The following is a 21,623-nucleotide window of genomic DNA, read 5'->3' as shown; positions in this document are numbered from 1 at the left end:
ACGGGCATTGCTTGTTGCGATATTGTACTTATGAGGTTTGCGCACTGAAAAGCTTTACTTAAAACTAGACTGACTCTATAGATATTTGCAACATTTTTCAGTTATGGAGCAACACTCAACCTTTATTACCCTCCCTTACCTACCGTTGAATAATGATGGTTACAACAATCGGGGCTATCAGGTCGTAACAAAAATTGATAGCGATATTAGGATTTTTTTAAACGATAAGCCAACTGTGCTCTGCTAATACCTAAACGACGTGCAGCAGCAGAAAGGTTACCCTTTTCAGACGCGACAGCCTCAGAAATAATTTGTTTTTCAAGCTTATCGAGCGAAAAGCCCCCTTCGTGAATATCTGAAAGTTTCTCTAAGACTTTCATGTCGCTATTTTTGGCGTTAACCAGAGAGCCCGTTTCATCTAGCGAAAAAATCTTCAATTCAGGGAGTTCTTCTTTTTGAAACATATGGTGCAAATCCACAGGTTCTCCCTGCTCCGCCCATATGACCCCTCGCTCTACAATATTTTGAATCTCCCGAATATTGCCAGGAAAGTCATAATGGAATAGCGCACGAGATGCTCGCAATGTAATGCCTGGTAAAGACTTATCATGTAAGGCACAGAATTTTTGGAAAAAATAATCTAGCAGTAACGGAATATCATCCCTGCGTTGTTTTAATGTTGGAATGGCAATTGGAAACACATTCAACCGGAAAAACAAATCTTCTCGAAAGTCTCCCTGTTTTACCGCCTCTCGTAAATCAAGATTAGTGGCGGCAACAACACGAACGTCCACTTTTATAGCCTGTGTACCCCCAACACGTTCGATCTCCTGTTCTTGCAAGGCGCGCAATAGTTTACTTTGCCCGGCCGGGCTCAAGGTACCCAACTCGTCCAGAAAAAGAGTGCCTCCGTCTGCGCGTTCAAAACGCCCTGCGCGACTTTGGCTAGCTCCAGTAAACGCGCCTTTGTCTACGCCAAACAATTCTGCCTCTAACAGGTTTTCTGGAATCGCGGCACAGTTAAAAGCAACAAATGGTGCTGCTGCGCGTTTGCTACTTTTGTGAAGTGTGTGTGCAAAAAGCTCTTTGCCTACGCCCGACTCACCGGTAAGTAAAACAGTAGCTCGTGTGCCAGCAACTTTTTGAAGTGCTTGTCTCGCTTTTACAAAAGCGGCAGATACCCCAATCATTTTGTCGCCTTCTTCTGGATCATAACTCGAAGGCATAATTTTTGTTTCTGCTTTGCATTGCGCGGGTGTTTTTACCGAAAGGTCTACGCCACTGTCTATTTGAAAATCAAGTTGTCTCAACGCTTTAGGCCAAGCATTCGCATTTTTGCCAACCACGCGACATTTGTCATGTCCCATGCCCTGACATTTCATTTCTCTGAAGATAACTAAGGTGCCTAAAAGCGAACTTACGTAGCCCATCGCATAACCCAGCTCCATCCAACACACAGGCTCTGCGCTAACGCCATACGCTTTTACGTGTTGTTCAGATTCACAACTGTTATGCCAGTAAAACTCTCCGTTGTAGGTACCTTTATCACGATCAAATTCTATGTGTACTGTTTCAACGTGAACAGCTCCCTCAAGCGAGTGCATTTGAGGGCCGGCTTCAAATATGGCTGACGGATCGGCGTTTGGCCAACGTTGCCTGACTAAATCAGCGTCTCTACAACCCGACGTATAACCAGACCGCATGAACAACTGTTTAGCCGCATCATACCCTAATGCATTAATGACCTGCTCTCGCAAACTACCAAACGAACTATCATGAAAAAGGAACATTCGCTGTTCGTTCATCCATATACGGCCATCTTCCGGCGAAAAAGAAATTCCGCTTGCTAACGCTTTGAGGGTTGGGTTTGACGAATCATCAGATACCAGGCTAGACGCGCTCTTGGTATCGGTAGTTTTCGAATCAATCAAATCAGAGAGTGGTACCCTTTTTTCAGAAGGAGATTCAGCTTTATCCAAGTGTGGCCTGCGTCGATTGAGTAAATACATGGTTAACTTTATGTTATGTGGGTGAGGTACAGTTGTCCAGAGTATCGCGAAAAACCGCGATACTCTGAGGTAGGACTAGTAGCGAAATGAGAATGTAAGCGACCACGTCCTTGGCGCGTTGTATACCACTTGCGTAGTACCAACATCGTTGTTGCGGAAACCTGTCACGATGACTCTTTCATCGGTAAGATTGTCACCGCGCAAGGCAAGTTCCCAATCTCCGTCTTCTGAAATGTACTTCACTGACGCGTTGTACATACTATAAGAAGGTTGGTTGGTTCCTGGTGAATTCTCAGAGATATTTGCGGTTTCTGATCTAAATGCCCAATCCCCCAAGAATACCCATTCTGCACCAGATGAAGTCATATAGTGGTAGCGCAGGCCAATACTTGCAGAGTTTTCAGGTGTGTTCACAAACTTATCGTCGAGGGTTAACGTAGCACCTTCAGCAAGCTCAGTGTATTTTGCATCAATGTAACCATACGATGCGTTCAAATAAAGGTCTTCGGTTAAAATAAATTGCCCTTCTAACTCTAAACCACTGATTTCACCACCCGCCGCATTTTCAAAAAAAGGAGACAATCCACGGTTAACCGTCACTTGAATGTTGTCATATTTCGTGTGGAAAAGTGCAGCGTTAAGCTGAGCAGAGCCATCCCAGAAACGAGACTTAATACCTAACTCAAAGCTATCCGCTTCTTCTGGTTCAAATGTAGGTGGCAAGCCGCTTGGCTCAGGTACTGTTAGACGAGTTGTCCAGCCGCCTGACTTAAAGCCCTGAGAATACGAACCAAAGGCCATTACATCGTCGCTGATATGGTACTGAAGACCAAAGTGAATTGACGTATCATCAAACGTTTGTTCATGCAGGCCCAATGGGAACACGCGTGTTAGATCTGTCTGATCTGGGTACAACGCAGAAGGAAAACCAACTTTGATACCGAACTGATTCAGTTCTTGTTGCTTGCCTTCGAATGTTTTCTCTTCTTCGGTGTAACGCACCCCTAGAGTCGCCCCCCACTTTTCATTGAAGCGATAGTTCATATGTACAAACGCAGCAAAAGCTTCATTCTCAAAATAGTTGGGGCCGTATACCTGCACCATGCCTTCAGCAAACACTGGTGTATCAATCAATGAGCCGTCTTCTGTGAAATAGTATAAACCAGTTACCCACTCCAACCTGTCGTCAAATGACGCACCAGTTAGCTGCAACTCTTGCGAGAATTGGCTTTGATCCATAAAGAAAGATGTATCTACCATCACCATAGGCATACCAGAATTGTCAACGCCAAAACTTGACTCTAACTCTCGATAGGCAGTAATTGACTTCAACGCCATACCATCGCCTAGGTGGTAATCCAAGGTTAATGCGCTACCCCATGCTGATAGCTTGCTAAAGTTACTACCTGAAGCATAGGTGATATCAGGGTTTCCAGTGATGAACCTTTCATCAATCGGCAGGCGGTCGTTAAAAGGGTTATCGTCTACGTTTGCACCGGCAAGCGCCGTTCCAACGGTTGCCCGGGGCCCACAAGCCGCACCTAAGCCAATCGCATCTAGCGTGGCGACATCTAAACTAATACAAGTGTTGTATAGCGCACCTAAGCTTGCCTCGGGATCAATAGAGATTAAAGTAGACGGCGCTGCGCTCTCATTGGTGTCGGTAAAGTCTGCCGAAAAGGTTACTGTTAAATCATCACTCGGTGTATAAAGCGCTTTAAAGCGGCCATTAATGGCGTTTTCAGCTCCGGCTTCATCGCCGTATGACTGCTGGTTACCAATTGTATTAAATTTTCCTGTATCAGAAATAGACAGTTCACTTCCTGGATACGGTATGCGTTTTTGGTAACCATCTCTTCGCTTTGAAGAAAACGAAACTTGCGAAAGTAAATCTTCATTAATTGGAAGATCCGCTGAAACTCGGATGTCCTGACGATTGAAGCTACCTAATACTGCTTCTGCACGAAAACCAAATGAGTCTGATGGACGACTTGTTACTATGTTTAAAGCTCCACCGATGGTATTTCTGCCAAACAAGGTACCTTGTGGGCCTTTCAATACCTCTATACGCTCTAAATTCAAAGTATCAACTACAGCACCAAGTGTTCTTGCATAGTAAACCCCATCAACGTACAAACCCACACCAGGTTCAAGATTGAAGGCAAAGTCGTTTTGGCCTATACCGCGAATGAAAGCACTCAATACAGAGGAAGAGCCGGCAAAGGGTGATGTAGCATCCATTTCAACATTAGGTATATATGCAGAGACTTCAGTCACGTTAGAAATATCGTTGTTCTTCAACCCTTCCGCTGACATTGCTGAAATGGTGATAGGTACCTCCTGTACATTCTCAGTTCGCTTTTGTGCAGTAACTTCGATTACTTCTAACGATGTCTTAGCTGGTTCGTTGTTTTGTGCTTGAGCAACATGAGGTTGCAGAGCCGCAACAGAGGTAAATAGTGACAGGGTGACGCCCATGGATAGCTTGCTTAGCTTAAAAGGCATTGTGTTCTCCAATTTCTTCATTAATTATATGTTTAATTGTGTTACCAACTTGTTAATCAGTTGTGTATTTAGCAAAAGAAGAACCAACGCTTTAAATTAAATCATAACCAATTGTATTAAATAAAATTTTTACACAGAAGTTATTGTTTTTATGTTGTCCAATGCAGTTACCGAAATTATTCATATGATAATTTTTACTTCTACCACTTTATCATTTGATCATATTTCTAGGGTTCAAATGCGATTGACTTTAGGAGACGGCACTTTGCCAAAATAGGCGTAAACAAATTCAATAAACCGGATTTACAGCACTTCGCCACATTTTTATCAAATGAACAAATCGAAAGGTTAGAACAAGTTAAATTTATTCATTTGATTGAACGGTTTAATTTGGTAAACCAAAGCTAAGCAATAGGCACCTAATTGCGGATGCCTTAAAATCAACCACTTGTTAACAATAATACATACGATTTTTACCCCAAATACACATTTGGCATGTGCTTTGCTCAATCAAACTCGAATTAACAACCTTTCAAAATTATTCACATTACAATAAAAGGAAAATCTGTATGTCGTGGTTAGAGTCTGATAAGCCTTGGCAAAACAACACTTTTAATGGTGACTGGATTTCGCTCGGTAGCGATTTAATCTCAGTGACTGAGCCAGGAAACGGTGATGAACTAGCAAAAGTTTCTAATGTGTCAAAGGACGATGTACTAACCGCAGCCAATACAGCCGCCACTGCGCAACAAACGTGGAAAAAAGTATCGCCAACTGAAAAAGCAGACATTTTTCTAAAAGCTGCCAACTATCTGCAAGAAAATTTTGAAGACATTAGTGTTATTGTCGCTAGAGAAACTGGTGGCATTATTCCTAAGGGGCAACACGAGGTAAACTCAGCAATTACATTGCTAAAACTTGCAGCGTCTACCGCCATGCAACCCAAAGGCCTGCAACTTGCCAGCGAGCATGAAACTGAGTCTTACGCTCGCAGGGTACCGCATGGTGTTGTGGGAATAATATCACCCTTTAATTTTCCTATGATATTAAGTACACGTTCTGTGGCGCCAGCGTTAGCAACAGGTAATGCCGTCGTATCAAAACCTGATCCGCAAACGCCTCTGGCAGGTGGCCTTATCCTTGCCCTAGCACTAGAGCATGCTGGTTTACCTAAAGGCGTTTACCAAGTAATACCTGGTGGCGTAGAAGCGGGTCAAGCACTATGTGAAGCGCCGGAAATCGGCTTGGTATGTTTTACCGGATCAACAGTCGCAGGTAGAAAGGTCGGTGAAGCGTGCGGTAGAAACTTGAAAAAAGTATCACTCGAACTTGGTGGTAAGAGTTCAACAATAGTGCTTGAAGACGCCGATTTAGACGTAGCAGCAAGCAACATTGCGTGGGGCTGCTACATGCACCAAGGGCAAATTTGTATGGCATCTGGTCGCGTACTTGTACACGAAAAAATTGCAGACGCCTTAAAAGAAAAGCTCGTTGAAAAAGCAAAAAACCTCCCAGTTGGTGACCCTGCTACAGGAACCGTTGCTATCGGACCGCTAATCAACACTAATCAAGTTGCAAAAGTGAGTGCTATTGTCGACGACTCTATTTCGCAAGGCGCTGTGCTAGAAGCCGGTGGTGTTGCCGACGGTACATTCTACTCTCCGACTGTACTTAGTAATGTACAACCAGGAATGCGCAGCTTTGAAGAGGAAATCTTTGGTCCAGTAATCAACATCACAACATTTAAAACCGATGAGGAAGCAATATCGTTAGCAAATCACGGTGAATATGGTCTTGCGGGTGCGGTCATTTCAAATGATCTAGCTCGCGCTCATGCAATAGGCGAGTCGTTGAATGTTGGTCTTCTCCATATTAACGATCAAACTGTGAATGACGAGTGTGTAAACCCATTTGGCGGATGCGGTAACTCTGGAAATGGTAGCGCTATATGCGGCCCTGCTGACCTAGAGGTATATACACATTGGCAGTGGGTAACAGTCAAGAGAACGGCGCAAATGAAGCCATTCTAGTGTGAGCCTATGAACTAAGGTCAACGCGTTAAACGACATGTTGTCTTTAGCATATGTTAGACCACTTTATATGTACTCATTTCAATAATGAGTTGAACCGAAGTAAGGGTAGGTAGAAAAAGATGAAAATAAATGCCGCTATTGCCAGAGATAGTTCTCAGCCATTATCAATAGAACAAATTATAATAGAAGAACCTCGTGCAGACGAGATTCGCGTTAAAGTTGTCGCTACAGGTATTTGCCACACCGACCTTGTAGTAAAAGCCGGACTTCTTCCTACTCCCATGCCGGTTGTGTTAGGACATGAAGGTGCGGGTATCGTCGAGTCAGTGGGTGAAAATGTCACCCATATGAAACCTGGCGATCATGTAGTAATGACATTTAACTACTGTAATCACTGCCCTAGCTGTGACGAATCGGCCTATAGCTATTGTCATGAATTCTTCCCTCGTAATTTTTTTGCCGAAAGAGAAGATGGCACCAGTGCGCTAAGTCAAGAAGGCGAACTTATACATGGAAACTTTTTTGGGCAATCTTCTTTCGCTACCTACGCTATTTGTCACACAGCTAACGCTGTTAAAGTGCCACAGACTGCAAACTTGAAAGAAATAGCACCATTGGCGTGCGGTATTCAAACCGGCGCAGGTGCGATTTATGAGGCGCTGCAAGTAAAAGCTGGTTCAAGTGTTGTTGTATTTGGTACAGGATCAGTTGGACTTTCGGCCATAATGACAGCAAAACTGCTTGGCGCCTCTTCAATTATCGCCGTAGATACCAAACCAGAGCGAACAGCAATGGCACAAGAGCTGGGAGCTACACACGTTGTTGACCCCCTTTCGACGAAAGCTTCAGAAGAGATAATTAAAATTACTGGTTACGGCGTAAACTTCGCACTCGACACTACCGGGATCCCAGAGGTTATTCGCGATGCTGTTGAATCGTTAGCGCCAATGGGCCGCTGTGGAATTTTAGGTGCTTCTGGCCCAGATGCAGAAATTAAGCTTAACGAAACTCATTTTATGAGCGGTGGTCGAAGCCTTATTGGCATTGTTGAGGGCTCAGTAAACCCACATACCTTTATTCCGCAAATGATCGATTGGCAAGCCGAAGGCGTGTTTCCTTTTGAAAAACTCATTAAGTTTTATTCACCTGAGCACATTAATCAGGCAATTGAAGATACCGAGACCGGCGTATCAATCAAACCAGTGATTTGCTGGGAATAGCGCGTATTAAAAAGAACCAAGCAAGGGAAGTAGGTCGATGTATGTAGAGTCACCCGAAACTTACCAATTTGAACATAAAGGATACAGTATTCGATACAAAGATTCTGGCGGCGAAGGTCCAGTTCTTTTTTGCTGTACTGGTGTTGGAGCTTCGCTAGAGTTGTGGACTTACCAATTCTTGCTTGCCAAAAAAGGGGTGAGAGTGATTGCGTGGGACTACCCAGCACACGGGTTGTCATCAGAGGGAACCCCTTTAAGCTCGTTAGATGAGTTTGCAGAGCTTGGGCTAGCCTTGCTGAATCAGCTACAGGTTAAAGCCTTTAGTGTAATAGGTAACTCTATGGGTGGCGCTATTGCACTTAGAATCGCAAACAAAGCAGGTCGTAGAGTAAGAAGTCTTTTCTTACTCAATGCTGCAACCTTGTCAAAAGACTCACCCGTACCGTTTAGAATCATGTGTTTGCCTTTGTTAGGTGAACTAATAACCGCACCGGGCGAGGTGGCGTATACCAATCAGGTAAATGCTATATTCGACAATACGATTGATATTAACCCAGAGATATTGGCGGCGATTAAGCGCAACACGTCAAAAAAACAAAAGCAACGAGGGTTTTTACAAGGTGTTCGTATAATCAACAACCTACGTGGACAACGGCCAGAATTGGTCAACGAGAGCCTGAAAATACTAAGAAAGCTTCACTGTCCTGTTGCGTTTATCCATGGACGAAACGATAAAGTTATTCCCTTCCGAGCGTCTTTTGCTGCGCACCAATGTTGCGAAAATTCAACGCTTAATATCATAGACTCATGTGGTCATACGCCACAAGTTGAATGCCCTGATGTGATTAACGACACTATTGTTCAACGGCTCAATGGGAGGGAGGTTTCGACGTGTTAACATGCAATAGACGAATCGAGATAAATTAGTTTAACACTTAGTGAAGTACTGGATAGTGATGTTAAAGTAATTTTTATAGCAAGCTCGGTTCTGTGCAATGTAGTGTGAAAGTGACCTACTAGCAATGCAGTACTTACCAGGAATTCTTTCGTAGGTGCGAATTTGCTAGGAAATTGATGATTTCTTCAGATGCAAGTTAATTTCACTTTACATCCCAAAGATACTGTATATATTTACAAGTACTGTATAAACATACTGCGGTGGACCCATGCTTGTTACGCTTTCAATCAAAAATTTCGCTGTCGTTAAACAACTCGCTGTTAACTTTGAAGCGGGAATGACCGCCATCACTGGCGAGACCGGTGCGGGGAAGTCAATCGCTATTGATGCCCTAAGCCTTTGTTTAGGCGAACGAGCAGATGCAGGCTCTGTGCGTAAAGATGCCAGTAAAGCTGAGATCATCGCCCACTTCAACCTCAGCAAACACCCCTTAGCCCTTAACTGGTTGGAAGAGCAGGAATTACTTGAAGAAGAAGAAAAGACCTGCTTCATTCGCAGGGTTATATCCCGTGAAGGTCGCTCAAAAGCCTTTATCAATGGCTGCCCCGTTTCTCTTCAGCAGCTTAAGCAGTTTGGTCAATACGTTATTGCTATTCATGGCCAAAATACCCATTTGCAGCTATTAAAAGAAGATTATCAGCGCAATCTGGTCGACCAATACGCCACACACCCTGATCTGCTCAAAGACGTATCAGACACTTATCGCAGTTGGCGGCAAAAACAAAAAGTATTAAAGCAGTTGCAAGAAGAAGCACAGATGCGTGCAGACAGACACCAGCTGTTGAACTATCAGGTTCAGGAACTCGATGAGTTTGCTCTGGAAGATGGCGAATTTACAGAGTTAGAAACCGAACACCGAAGATTGAGTAACGGGCAAGCTTTACTGGAACAAGCACAAACCAGTTTTTATAACTTGTATGAAAACGACGAAGGCAACGCCTTATCAATTATTCAGAACGGACTTGATAGACTGATCGATCTAGAAGCCCATGATTCTGCTCTCACCCCCATCATTGCATTACTTAATGATGCGTCTATTCAGGTTGAGGAAGCCGCAAGAGAATTGCGAAGCTATTGCGATGAGCTTGAAATTGACCCCTTGCGCCTCCAACAGGTCGAAACCCGTTACAGCAAGGCAATGGAATTGTCGAGAAAGCACGGCGTTAAACCGGAAGCACTTTACGAACACCACCTTTCATTGTCTGCCGAGTTCATCGCTTTAAGTCACGACGAAGACAGGCTGGTATCGCTGCTTGATGAAGTGGAAAAAGAAAAAAGCCACTACTTGTCAGCGTGTGAAGCCTTATCTGGTTCCCGAGCAAAGAGTGCTGAAAAATTAGCAGCAGCTATACAGACGCAAATCAGACAAATGAATATGCCCCACGCTGTTATGGCAATTGCAGTGAATCATCAGGCTGATAAAACGCCGTCAGCCCATGGGCTGGACGACATTATCTTCCAGGTCTCAACAAACCCAGGGCAAAGTGTAGACAAGCTTGAAAAAGTGGTATCCGGTGGAGAATTGTCCCGCATAGGTTTGGCGATACAAGTATTAACCAGTGATAAACAAGCCACACCCACCATGATATTCGATGAAGTAGATACCGGTATTAGCGGGCCCACGGCGGCGATTGTTGGCGCACTATTACGCCGCCTCGGCAACGTAAGCCAGGTAATGTGCGTTACCCACCTTCCTCAGGTTGCCGCCCAGGCTCACAATCAGTTATTTGTGACTAAGTACAGTGATGGCAATACCACAGAAACGCAAATGCTACCGTTAACCCGCCAGGACAGAATTGACGAGTTAGCCCGTTTACTTGCCGGAGACAAAGTCACAGAATCAGCGTTGGCAAACGCGAAAGAATTATTGCAAAGTGCTGAAAACAACTGATGATATTCAACGTCAAAGGATATAAAAGCAAAGGCCTCTGATGAGGCCTTTGAATTATTGGGAAAGCTCCCAGCAGTAAGGTTACTTTAATAACGCCTACTGATAAAAGTACGGGCCTGACCAACTGTAAGTGTTACCTTCAATGGTCACACTGTGTTTTGCCAGGTTGCTATTATTATTGTTTGAGACAATAAACAGTTGCGTGTCTCCTTTAACATCAGTAATAGAAACCCCCGTATAATCCTCGGTATCAAGAACCACTGTTAATTTCTCGATACTACTTCTGGAGTTAATTGACGATTCGCTAACCGGGCTGTACGAACCGTGAGGCTCTACAATAGAAACAAACACAGTGTTCGCCGTGTCGTTTCTCCTAAGCGTAATGGCAGCATCCCGACGTAGATTAAAGTCTGGATCATTGGCACCAATTCGTGTTAGGTATATCTCGTCTTCAGCACGTGTGGTTGTTGTTAATGTGTAGTACTTACCACTTCCTAACCACTGAAACTTGGTGTTACCAGGGTTAGCCTTACCAAAGCCTTCAACAAATAAGTGCTGATAGCCATTGTCTTCACCGAATGGGGAAAGCGACTCTGGCGATTGATAGGTAAAGTTTTTATCTATTACCTGCCCCATGTAGTAAAAAGGCAAGTCGTACTGATTGTCCTCGTCAGACTTCACCCGCAATATGTCCAACACAAACGGCTTTTCAAAGTTTTCGTCTTTTATCATTGCCATAGTGCGATGCATGAAAATACCCGGGTACGCATTCTCCTCCGTAGCACTGACAACTTTTACGTTATCCTTCTCAGCGTCGAAGAAAAATAACTCAGAGTGATGTTGGCTTGCGACTTGGTATTTACCATCGAAGTGTTTTTTTCCATTCACCGAGAGGGTATTGTGGGCGATTGTCGTTTTAGCCCAGGTGGTATTTTCTTTTAAGTAGTTTCCTCCACCTTTTTGACCTATATTGACAAACCTTGCCAGACCGTAGTCTTGCAAAACTTCTTCTCCTCGTTCGTACAGAGAAAAAGATAGCTTATCGTAATGCCCATGGCTTAACCCTTGCGCAGCATATTTAAATACCAAAGTTAGTTCTTCGTCTCCATACCGCAAAATACCTACACCACCCTGGTCGCCATCTGGGCCATCACTCAAATTTACCGAACTTTTCACGAATGGCTCGGCCTTGCCATCTCGCAATGCCATCGCAGCTTCAAGACCAGATTCCTGCAATAAAACCTCGCCTTGTTTCTCTACAACACTGAGTAATCGAGGATCTTTTTCACCGTAAAAATAGGCTAAATCAACAGCAGTTACTAAAGAAGCTTTTTTATATGACATGCCCTTTTGGGCATCATTGAGTGGGAAGAACTCGCCATCGGCATCGGATAAATTTAGTAGTGCATCAATGCCTTTAAGCAGCACATTATCTTTGTGTTGTAGTACTTTTAGGTCTGGTCGATTGTTTTCCATAGCCAGCGCCAAAATGAGGAACGGATACATGGCATATCGCTGATAATAGGGCCCTTCTGTGTAATAACCGTCAGGTGAGAACGGTTCTTCAAGGTTGGCAAAAAAGCCTTTGCGCTGCCCCTCTACCTTGATAGTGCCACCGTCATTATCGGTTCCCCCCACCTCAAGACCATCATTGTCAATACCGTACAAGGCTCTTTGAATAAGTTCTTCGTCATTCATCACCAGGCCAATCATGCCAACCGCTGCGATTCCCCAGGTGCTATGATTGTGGACGCGGTTAAAAAACTGAGGATTTTCCAGCGAAATAAAATCGGCAAATGGGCGGAATAAATTATCCTCTAGCGTTTGCCGTTCCTGAGCAGAAAGATAATCGTATATAGCATCATAAGCCTGACTCATGTAAACCAGCCAATTGCTGTCATTCAAACATTGCCAGAAAAGCTTACCTCTGGCGTATGACCGCTCTTGAGGATGTAGCGGTAAACCCTTATACATTGCTTCGTATTGGAACAGCATATCGCGAATATACTTTGCGTATTTTTCATCTTCCAATATTTGATAAAGCACACCCGCTTTTTGGGCTATAAAAAAGTTTTGTTTATGACGCTGATGGGTGTATCCGCCTGAAAAATCCTTTGGAATTGGCGTATCTATACCCAGTTCAATTTCAGCATCTACCTCTTGCTTAACAACTGCCAGGCTCTTATCAAATAAGGGGACCTGCCCTAAATTATCTCTCATTCGTTCCACACCTTGCTCGGTGAGAATAAGGTTCGGGTGATTGTTCGCTTGGATTGGGAATGACGACATGCTTATACCAATGGCAAGCATGGTAAGACTAAATTTTTTAATGTTCATTTATTAATTTCCTTGTTATCAAATCGCCACTAGTGAAAATAAATAACAACGGTTGTAGGGTAAAAAAATGTTATTTAAAAATGACGATTTGTGATGAACACAATATCAGATGGGGCTTGAGTTGGAAGTAATAGTCAAAAAATTCACGAGCTATAGAGTAATTATTGTTCAGGCATCCTATTTTTGGCGTTTTATTACAACAACCAGGTATTATCTGAGCGATAAAAGTAATCAGAGCGTTGGTGTGATATTGCTATGTGTGAATACGTACACAATTTCGTCCTTCGGCTTTCGCCTGATATAAGGCAATATCAGCCTGCTTATACAATACATCGTAATTGGCTGTATTGGTATCGCCAACGGCTACACCGATACTGACCGTAGTTCTAGCACCCGATGGGGTGACTATATCAGCAACATCACTGCGTAGACGCTCAGCGAACTGGACCGAATCAGCTTCGTTTGAATCAGCCAACAAAATTACAAATTCTTCCCCACCTATTCTGGCAATAGCATCTGCTTTTCGGCACAGACCTTTTAATCTTCCAGCCAGTAGCACGAGGATGTCGTCCCCTACATCATGTCCATAGGTGTCGTTAAGCTCTTTAAAATGGTCGACATCTAACAAAAGAAAAGCCAGTTTGCCATGGTCTGAACCCATGGCCATAAGTCTTCTTTCAAGGAAGCGCCGGTTGCCGATACCAGTAAGTGGGTCTGTCTCAGAAGCAATCAATAAAGAAGCATTGGCTTGTTCCAACCTTAGCAATTTCTGCTGGCGTAATCGGAGGGTCAAAAATAACACCGCGCACAACAACGATATTACTATAACCATGAACAGAAACAGTGATGCACGTTTAGCTTCGCGTTCTCGTTGAAGTAAAGTTTCCTGCAAACTCGTCAGTTCTTGTTGCGAGGTTAGCTTATCTTCCAATTCCTTTATCATGCCTGCCTGTATAACAGGCTGAATGGTATTTCGCCGCGCGATATATTCAGCCTGCGTTTTAGCCGCCTCTTCATAAAAGCCAAGCTTCAGTTCCAGCAATGCAAGGTTTTCATACAGTTCAATCTCACTTTCCACAGATGTTTTGTTTTTAACCTTATCTATCCCTTTCCTGTAAAGCGATATCGCTTCATTGAATTGACCAAGGGTTGTATACAATTTTGCAAGTCCTAGATACGCCGCTGCAAGCGCTTGGGGGTAAGAACCTCCGCGCGGATCTTCAATTACGTGTTTATAGGTAGCAATGGCTTCATCATGTCTACTGAGCGCCTGGTAAACGTGGGCAAGGTTTACACTTGCTTCGCTATAAGTGAAATCGTAAATCTGATTCCCATCCACTAATATGGACTTAAAGAGCTTTAGCGCCTTGTCATAATAGTGAAGTTTTAAATATGAGACACCTAAGCCCACACTGGCATTCATTGCCATTTCATGGTTGTCGGTGTTTTTGTGAATGGCTACAGCTTGTTCAAAGTATTCTGCGGCTTCTGCGTAATCCCCCTGCGAATTGAGTACATTGCCTAAATTGTTGTAGACCATGGCCAGATCGGTAATGTTGTTACTTAGCTTTCCGAATTTTATTGCTTCTATGTAGTATTTAACTGCGTTGTCGTAATCAACGATCAGTTCGTAATAAACCCCTATTGAACGGTGGCTCACGGATAGCAAATGTGCGTCATTGGTGGCTTCGGCCGCATCGAGCGCTCTCGCCAAATACATAAATGCAGCGTCGTTTTTACCTAGATACATATTTGCCATGCCCACCAATCTTGACGCTTGGGCCTGGAGTTTTTCATCTTCAATAGTGAATGACAAGGCTTGTAGTGCAAGCTCTCGGGCCTGGCTTGGCTCTTGGTACAAATACACTTCACCAAGTTTAATCAACGAAGAAGGATCTGTATGGTCGGTATTGTCTGCACTGAGCCGTTTTTCTTCTAAAGCAACAGGTCGCGCTTCATCAGCCACAGCAAGGTGGGATGTTAAAAGTAGCAGAAATAAAAAGGTGATCCTGATGACTTTCTCTGTATTCACAGCCATGTGAAGGGGAGTACTCTCATTAATCGGTGCCTGGGCAGTTGGAATATTGAACAGTTTACGTACGCAAACAAAAAAGCGCTAGTACAAAGTGCAGAATCGAACTAATAAGCAGTTGATTGGTCATAGGTGATTGGGTAGCATGCTCTCGCGTAGTTTTTCGCGACAATAATAGAGAAGAGAAAATCCTCTTCATGTCATGCACGACACTAAAATTAAGCACAACTGGATAAATTCACCCATGAAGCTGTATCAATCTGCCATTTTGTTAATCGCTGTTCTTTTTTCTACTGCCTGCTCTAACTGGATTTATCGCATAGACGTTCCCCAAGGCAACTTTCTCGATGAGAGGGATGTGAAGAAATTAAGAGTAGGTATGACGAAGGAACAGGTTATCTATGTATTGGGCCATCCAATGGTACAAGACTCTTTTGACAAGGATACCTGGTACTATGTGTACGACATGAAAAGAGGCATGGAAAAACGAGGCAAAGATTTCCAAAAGCAACTAGTCATGACTTTTGATAGTGAAAACAAGTTATCCGCCGTGACGGGTGACTTTGAATTATCTGAAGATTTCAACACACCACTGGACCAATAAGTTTTCTTCGAGCAGTTGTTTCTGCTGTTTATACGGGCGATGAACTTCCAACGCCCGCTCGATTAATCGATAAGTGTTATATCCAGCCAGACTAGTCGGTGGTCTGAACTTGCTTTTCTATCTGCAACTAAACGATACAACGCATCTTCTGGTTTAGGCCAAAACACACCGCCCTCTTTAGGTACCATACCATATGAAGACGGTAATACGTAATCAGCTCTCGCTCCCCAGTATGCAGTATACCGACTGCTGAATGACTCTTCGAAGGCTTCCGCTCCTCCCTCACTTTCAGGTATCAGGCTACTGTTAACCAATGGATTTTTCGTGAGTTGCTCAATGACGTCAGGACGATGTTTGTCACCAATATCAGCAGCGTTAAAATCTCCCACCAGCACAAATCGACTTTCCTCAGTAAGACCTGCGGCCTTATTGTTATCATCATAAATATACTGGCCTTTATAGGGTGATAAATAATCTGCCATCAAACGAATTTCATCTGCGTTTCGTTTGCCATTTCGATCTTCCGGACCGTCGAAAGTAGGCGGTGTAGGATGCATCGCTAAAATATGCACTGTCTGACCGTTCACCTTTACAGGAATATCCCAGTGAGATTTGGAGCTTAGCCGCACCGAAGCCCACTCTGCCTCATCATACCAAGGCTGCCCGGTATCAGGGTCAAAGATAGTCAAAGCATCTGGCATATCACGCCATTTAAACGCAGTAAGTGTGTGTACATTGTCAACGTCAATGGGATATTTCGATAGCAGTGCCATTCCGTATTGACCGGGATAAAGTCCATACCCGTAGGCATCCCCTCCTACACTTTCTTCTTTGCCGTTGTTGTCGAGGTCGAATGGCGTGGGCTCACCCGTATTAACTGGCGAAATGTACACATAGGGGTAATTCACAGGCTTTTGCCCTTGTTGGCTTACGTGAAGGTAATCAGACACGAACTTTTTGACCCCTTTTGATACATCAGGAATATAATCAAACTCGTTAAGTAAAATAATATCCGGGTTTATCCTTTGGATAATTTCAGCAATGTTTTTAACCTGAGGGTGTTCACCTGACGCTAATACCGCTTCAAGCACTTGGGGGCCTGGTGTTTCACTCACATCTTTATAGTTGTTGGCTTCCATACTCACATTGAATGTTGCCACTCTCAGTATTGGCTCTTGCTCTTCTGCACACCCTGCGACAAACAACGTAGCCAGACACCAGCCGATAAAAAATCTTTTTTTCATTCTTTTCGTTTATTCCTAATTTGTTTTTCTATTTTTTAGAGCAAAAGCGCTCGCTGAAAGTGTTGCAAACAGCCTTTGAAGGCCATTGTGTTTAGGTTCTTCGCAGTTTCGGCTTTCCTCTGCGCCAAAACTGCGCCCCTTCATAAGGCTCATCAGGTTCGACGGTAAACGTTTTGTCAGCAATGAGTTTGTTTTCTAACGACAGTGTCATTCGCCAATCACCCACTTTGTCTTCAAGGGGTTCCCACAGCGTGTCGCCGAGATAAAAATCCCAGTCGTTAGTGCGCACGTATTCTTCACCGGTGAATGGTGGCATGGGATTACCTTTTTTATCAGGAATGTCGGGGTGATAAATACAGTAGTGAACCTTATGATTTTTCGCACGTTTTATATTAACAGTGAACCCAAATTCGATGTCTACCTCAAGCGGGACGTCTAAGGTAAACGTTTGTATTTTTGGTAATGCCTTCTCTTCAGCATTCCATTTTGAATAAATCCCATAAGTAAGAATGTCTACAATGGGCTGTCGCTTTGCCACGAAATGGTCCTAAAATAACGTTTTCGATAGAATATCAAAAATCACCTTAAATGGCGTTATGTGGAATACCAAAACTACTGAACTTGCTGCAGCTGTCTCTTAAAGATAGGAAATACCCTGCTCAATGACAAACAATACTGCGCCGATGGCCCCTCCTACAAGGGTGCCGTTAATTCTTACTTTTTGTAGATCTTTACCGATATTTAATTCGATTTGCTCAGCCATTTGCTTGTCATCCCACGCCAAAATAGTCTTGCGGATATGATCTGTAAGAAAATCTGCCATGGCTGGTGCAACATAACGGGCGGCGCCTGAAATATGTCCGTTGACAGCCTGGGCAAGGGTTGCATCAGAGCCAATTGTCCGCCCGGTTTCCTCCAGGGCATGGGCTAATTTTTCCTTCAGCTTACCATTTTCTGATGTCACGTCATTGAGTAACCAGGTTTTCACGTCTTGCCAGACGGTAAGCAGATAATGTTGCAGTTTTTCATTCTCCAGGAACTTTTCGCGTAATTCACCGAGTTTAGCGTCCATTACCGGGTCGTTTTCCATCCTTGCAATGAAGGAGTGTAAGTAACTGTCAACGCTTTCTCTAACCGGGTGAGCTTTGTCGTGAGCTATGTCCGAGAGCAAGCTCACCAAGGCTTTAGACGCAATATGCGCCCCCTTCTCACTGATCCATTCAGACGGCAGCACTTTTTCAAGCCTGCGATACTCCAGTTTCAACCATCCATGCAGTTTGCCAGCAATGTATGCTTCACTCTCTGACCGCTGGGCTAATTCAGCGACCTTGAGCAAAATCTGATCAAGTACCTCCTGATGGCGTTGTTCGCTTGTCAGCACCCGCAAGGTGCCCGCAGCAACGGGTGAAAGGTCAACGTTTCGAAATGCCCTTTGCACGCCGTTTAGCATTAGCTTTTGTACCGGTTTGTCATCGAAAACCCGGACTACACCCGCCATCATACCTGAAATAAAATGGGATACCCGTCTGCTGTTTTCTGGCACTTGCAGCCAGCTAGCAACCCCCTGAGCAGGGCGACTTTCCCGTATTAGCCGCTGAATAGCGGTATCATTAAAAAATTTCTCTTTGACGAAATCAGAAAGGTTGGCGGCTACAGCCGCTTTGTTTCGAGCGACAATATTAGTGTGGGGTATTGGCCAGTGAGCGGGAATGGGTTTAAAAAGTGCAGTAACGGCAAACCAATCTGCCAAACCACCGATGAGCGCAGCTTCTGTTGCCATTTTTAGCATGCCAGCCCAAAAAGGCCATGGAGCAAGCCACTGTTTGGTTTCGGCAACGGTGAGTAATACAAACAGCAATGCAGCACCAACCAGCCAGGAGGTCGCAATGCGTTTTGCTCGGGCGAGTTGCTTTGGTTTATCCCTGTGCATGAATGACTCATTTTACATTGTAATGAAAATTATATGGAGGCGGGTAAAGAAAGTGCAAGCTCCTCCATGAGCTTTACATAACAACTAGTCCCAATCTGGGGCGAAATCTGGGTTGACGATACGCTCTCCGTTATCCAGTTCATCTATACGAACGATATCGTCATCGGTGAGGTTTACCGATGTATACGCAATATTATCTTTAAGATGCGACTTGTCAGTGGACGACGGAATGGTGTGAATACCCTTTTTATCCATCCATGCTAGCACCACCTGAGCTGGTGTAGACTGGTGTGCTTGGGCAATGGCAACTAAAGTTTCGTCCTGCATAACCTTACCAACCGCAAAAGGCATATACGCAGTTACAGAAATGCCTTTTTCCTTACAATGCTCGACCAACTGTCGGTTTTGCATGAAAGGATGTAATTCAATTTGATTTGTCAGTATTTCACCTTTGCCCAGAATCGACTCTGCTTCGTCAATTTGCGCCATAGTGAAATTAGACACGCCAATATGTCGTGTGAGCCCCTCGTCTTTTGCCTCCTTAAGAAGCGACAAATATGTGGACATTGGGATCTGACTATTCGGTGAAGGCCAATGGATGAGTAATAAGTCGATATAGGCCATTTTCAATTTATTCAGGCTTTCGTGAACGGAAGGAATAAATGAGCCTTGATCTAAATTTTCATGCCATACTTTTGTGGTAACGAAAAGTGACTCTCGGGGTAATCCGGCAGTTTGAATACCATCACCCACCTGTTCCTCGTTACCGTAGAATTGAGCGGTGTCTATATGTCGGAACCCTACTTCGAGGGCATCGGTTACCGTTTGCCTTGCCACATCATCTTCGAGTCTAAAAGTACCTACGCCAAGTTGCGGCATGGTTTGCATAATTTCCTCCTGTTACTGAAACAAAAATGGGGATTCCCCCCAAGTACGTGTTGAACTTTGCGGTGCGTTGCTGCAGCAAAGGTCGGCATGGTCTAACTGTCCATAGCTACGGAAAAACAAGATTTTGAGTTTACTTTTACCCTGCACTTCGTATCAACAAACCAAGAAAGCCCTTACATTCACAAGATTAAAAACGCTAGAACAGGTTTCAAGGACAATTGCGTATAGGTTTTGATACAGTTATTTAATTGTAGTGACGGATCAGTTTGATAGCGATTGATACAATTTTTATTAGTCGTTAAATTCAGATTATCGAGGGCAACCCTATGGGTTTACAAAGGGCGGTACTTTGCCTGGTACTAACGTGTTTATCTTCTTTTGTTAGTGCAAAAGACACCTTTTACATTGGGGTAGAAGCTGATCAGGATCCACTCGTTCAGCCGATAACTGGCCGTCACTATCATCCTGTGGTTGAAGCTGTTCTGCAAGCGTTTGCTCTTAAGGAAGGTATTCGTATTGAATTTGTTTCCCTTCCAAATGAAAAGTTTAGTCGATGGTTTAATGACAATACCATCGACTTTCGTTTTCCTGATCATCCGAGGTGGAGTGCCTCACAACAAACCTTATTTTACAGCCAACCCATTGTAAACGTATGTGAAGTAGTGCGCTTCATGCCGCTAAACAGCTGGATGAGAATGCCGGATGTCAGACGCCTTGGTACTTTAGAAAATATGCCCTTACACTCTGACTGGAAGAAACAGGAACGCAAAGGCCTGACTCAGATAGTCACGTATCAGAATGAAAATGACCTGGTGAACGCGGTGGTAAGTGGAGAGGTGGATGCCGTTCTTGGAGCTAAGGAACAAATACAGTGGGGCCTGCAGCACTTGGGTGTCGCTGAAGACACGCTAGTGCCTTCAACGTTTTTGGCTGATAAAAAAGGTAGTTTGCGCATTTCCAGTACAAACTATCCGGCCATGCTCGAAAAACTAGATATGTTCATCAAGACCCATCAAGGTTTAATCGCGCAGGTGGCGCGAAAAAATAACATCGATAACGCCAGAGCTTGTGGGCGACAACCGGTTAAGCGTCAGTCTGAACTGGCAGACTGATTCTTCTGGTGGTTTTGCCGCGCCCGGTGCTTCTTCACAGAACGGCGCATCCGGGTTAGTCGCGCGTGGTCAAGTTTTCCTTGTTTTACATCCACCAAAGACTGTTCTTCATCTGACAGCTGCACCAATTTGCGCAATTTGTTCACATCTTCCAATCCCAGTTCAACCCAGGCACCTTGCGGCAGACGCTTTTGCAATTCAACTGGGCCATAGCGTACCCGCATTAGGCGACTAACCTGCACGTCCTGGGATTCCCAGAGACGACGTACTTCCCTGTTTTTTCCCTCGGCCAATGTGACGTTGTACCAACGGTTCATACTTTCATCATCACCCGCCGCTTTAGCACGAGGTGTGATCTCCAGAAACTTCGCCATACCGTCTTCGAGCTCTACGCCGGCTTTCAACTTGCTGAGCGTTTTACCCGACACTTCACCAAAGACACGTGCTGCGTATTCCCTTTCAACTTCGCAACGAGGATGCATCAGTCGATTGGCGAGCTCGCCGTCATTGGTAAATAACAACAGACCACTGGTATTGATATCCAGACGACCTACTGCAATCCAGCGTCCGATTTTTATAGAGGGTAAGCGTTCAAACACCGTAGGTCTGCCCTCAGGATCGTGGCGGCTGCACAATTCACCTTCTGGCTTGTTATACATGAGTACGCGACAGACCGGTTTCTCTGTTTGGCGGGACAATAAATGGCCATCGACCCGTATTTGTGCTGATGGCTCTACGCGATCTCCTAACGTGGCAATTTTACCATCTACTGAGACGCGACCGGCTTCGATCCATCGCTCCATTTCACGTCGAGAACCTAACCCCTGGTTAGCCAGGACTTTTTGCAATTTTTCACTCAT

General features: G+C 44.3%; 15 protein-coding genes. 6 read left to right on the top strand and 9 right to left on the bottom strand.

The features are described 5' to 3' along the window. Positions 1 to 206: 206 nt before the first annotated feature. Together ACXACM_RS11260 and ACXACM_RS11255 are read right to left on the bottom strand one after the other, a co-directional pair. Entirely contained in the window at positions 207 to 1,979 is a 1,773-nt protein-coding gene (locus ACXACM_RS11260) for a sigma 54-interacting transcriptional regulator (RefSeq protein ID WP_474821784.1), read from the bottom strand. A gap of 105 nt (positions 1,980 to 2,084) precedes the next feature. Beyond that, on the bottom strand, positions 2,085 to 4,514 hold the full coding sequence (locus ACXACM_RS11255) for a TonB-dependent receptor (RefSeq protein WP_474821782.1): 2,430 nt from the start codon (positions 4,512 to 4,514) through the stop codon (positions 2,085 to 2,087). A gap of 569 nt (positions 4,515 to 5,083) precedes the next feature. Between ACXACM_RS11255 and ACXACM_RS11250 the strand changes: the two genes are divergently transcribed. The 4 genes from ACXACM_RS11250 (at position 5,084) to recN (ending at position 10,616) form a co-directional block, all read left to right on the top strand. After that, the gene (locus ACXACM_RS11250; RefSeq protein WP_474821781.1) at positions 5,084 to 6,544 is read left to right on the top strand and encodes a benzaldehyde dehydrogenase; all 1,461 of its coding nucleotides are present in this window, start codon (positions 5,084 to 5,086) and stop codon (positions 6,542 to 6,544) included. Positions 6,545 to 6,666: 122 nt separating this feature from the next. Further along, entirely contained in the window at positions 6,667 to 7,767 is a 1,101-nt protein-coding gene (locus tag ACXACM_RS11245; RefSeq protein ID WP_474821780.1) for an NAD(P)-dependent alcohol dehydrogenase, read from the top strand. A gap of 37 nt (positions 7,768 to 7,804) precedes the next feature. Then, entirely contained in the window at positions 7,805 to 8,665 is an 861-nt protein-coding gene (locus ACXACM_RS11240; RefSeq protein ID WP_474821778.1) for an alpha/beta fold hydrolase, read from the top strand. Between the two features lie 268 nt (positions 8,666 to 8,933). Then, positions 8,934 to 10,616 (top strand): DNA repair protein RecN, encoded by a 1,683-nt coding sequence (gene recN, locus ACXACM_RS11235; protein ID WP_474821777.1) that lies wholly within the window; start codon positions 8,934 to 8,936, stop codon positions 10,614 to 10,616. A 96-nt stretch (positions 10,617 to 10,712) separates the two neighbouring features. Here recN and ACXACM_RS11230 read toward each other — a convergent pair whose 3' ends face one another. Further along, positions 10,713 to 12,953 carry an alginate lyase family protein gene (locus ACXACM_RS11230; protein ID WP_474821776.1) on the bottom strand — a complete coding sequence of 747 codons (2,241 nt, stop codon included), beginning with the start codon at positions 12,951 to 12,953 and terminating at the stop codon, positions 10,713 to 10,715. 253 nt (positions 12,954 to 13,206) lie between these two features. After that, a complete protein-coding gene (locus ACXACM_RS11225) occupies positions 13,207 to 14,991 on the bottom strand; it encodes a diguanylate cyclase domain-containing protein (protein WP_474821775.1) in 1,785 nt (594 codons plus the stop codon). Positions 14,992 to 15,229: 238 nt separating this feature from the next. Between ACXACM_RS11225 and ACXACM_RS11220 the strand changes: the two genes are divergently transcribed. After that, on the top strand, positions 15,230 to 15,589 hold the full coding sequence (locus tag ACXACM_RS11220; RefSeq protein ID WP_474821774.1) for an outer membrane protein assembly factor BamE: 360 nt from the start codon (positions 15,230 to 15,232) through the stop codon (positions 15,587 to 15,589). A gap of 62 nt (positions 15,590 to 15,651) precedes the next feature. On the opposite strand, the gene ACXACM_RS11215 is transcribed toward ACXACM_RS11220, so the two are convergent. The 4 genes from ACXACM_RS11215 to dkgB form a co-directional block, all read right to left on the bottom strand. After that, positions 15,652 to 16,833, bottom strand: coding sequence for an endonuclease/exonuclease/phosphatase family protein (locus tag ACXACM_RS11215; protein WP_474821772.1), 1,182 nt, complete (start codon positions 16,831 to 16,833; stop codon positions 15,652 to 15,654). A 91-nt stretch (positions 16,834 to 16,924) separates the two neighbouring features. After that, a complete protein-coding gene (locus tag ACXACM_RS11210) occupies positions 16,925 to 17,371 on the bottom strand; it encodes a DUF3859 domain-containing protein (protein ID WP_474821771.1) in 447 nt (148 codons plus the stop codon). 99 nt (positions 17,372 to 17,470) lie between these two features. Beyond that, positions 17,471 to 18,763 carry a DUF445 domain-containing protein gene (locus ACXACM_RS11205; RefSeq protein WP_474821770.1) on the bottom strand — a complete coding sequence of 431 codons (1,293 nt, stop codon included), beginning with the start codon at positions 18,761 to 18,763 and terminating at the stop codon, positions 17,471 to 17,473. Positions 18,764 to 18,847: 84 nt separating this feature from the next. Continuing rightward, complete coding sequence (gene dkgB, locus ACXACM_RS11200) at positions 18,848 to 19,651, bottom strand: 2,5-didehydrogluconate reductase DkgB (protein ID WP_474821769.1); 804 nt, start codon at positions 19,649 to 19,651, stop codon at positions 18,848 to 18,850. Between the two features lie 326 nt (positions 19,652 to 19,977). Here dkgB and ACXACM_RS11195 point away from each other — a divergent pair, with 326 nt between their 5' ends. After that, positions 19,978 to 20,763: a type 2 periplasmic-binding domain-containing protein gene (locus ACXACM_RS11195; protein ID WP_474821767.1), complete on the top strand. Its 786-nt coding sequence runs from the start codon at positions 19,978 to 19,980 to the stop codon at positions 20,761 to 20,763. On the opposite strand, the gene rluB is transcribed toward ACXACM_RS11195, so the two are convergent. Beyond that, positions 20,742 to 21,623: a 23S rRNA pseudouridine(2605) synthase RluB gene (rluB, locus tag ACXACM_RS11190; protein WP_474821766.1), complete on the bottom strand. Its 882-nt coding sequence runs from the start codon at positions 21,621 to 21,623 to the stop codon at positions 20,742 to 20,744. The two genes, ACXACM_RS11195 and rluB, sit on opposite strands and share 22 nt — an antisense overlap.

This window comes from Alteromonas sp. AWQ4_252 (assembly GCF_056158205.1).
Note: the sequence above shows the minus strand (reverse complement) of the source record. Positions and strands in the feature narration are given on the sequence as shown.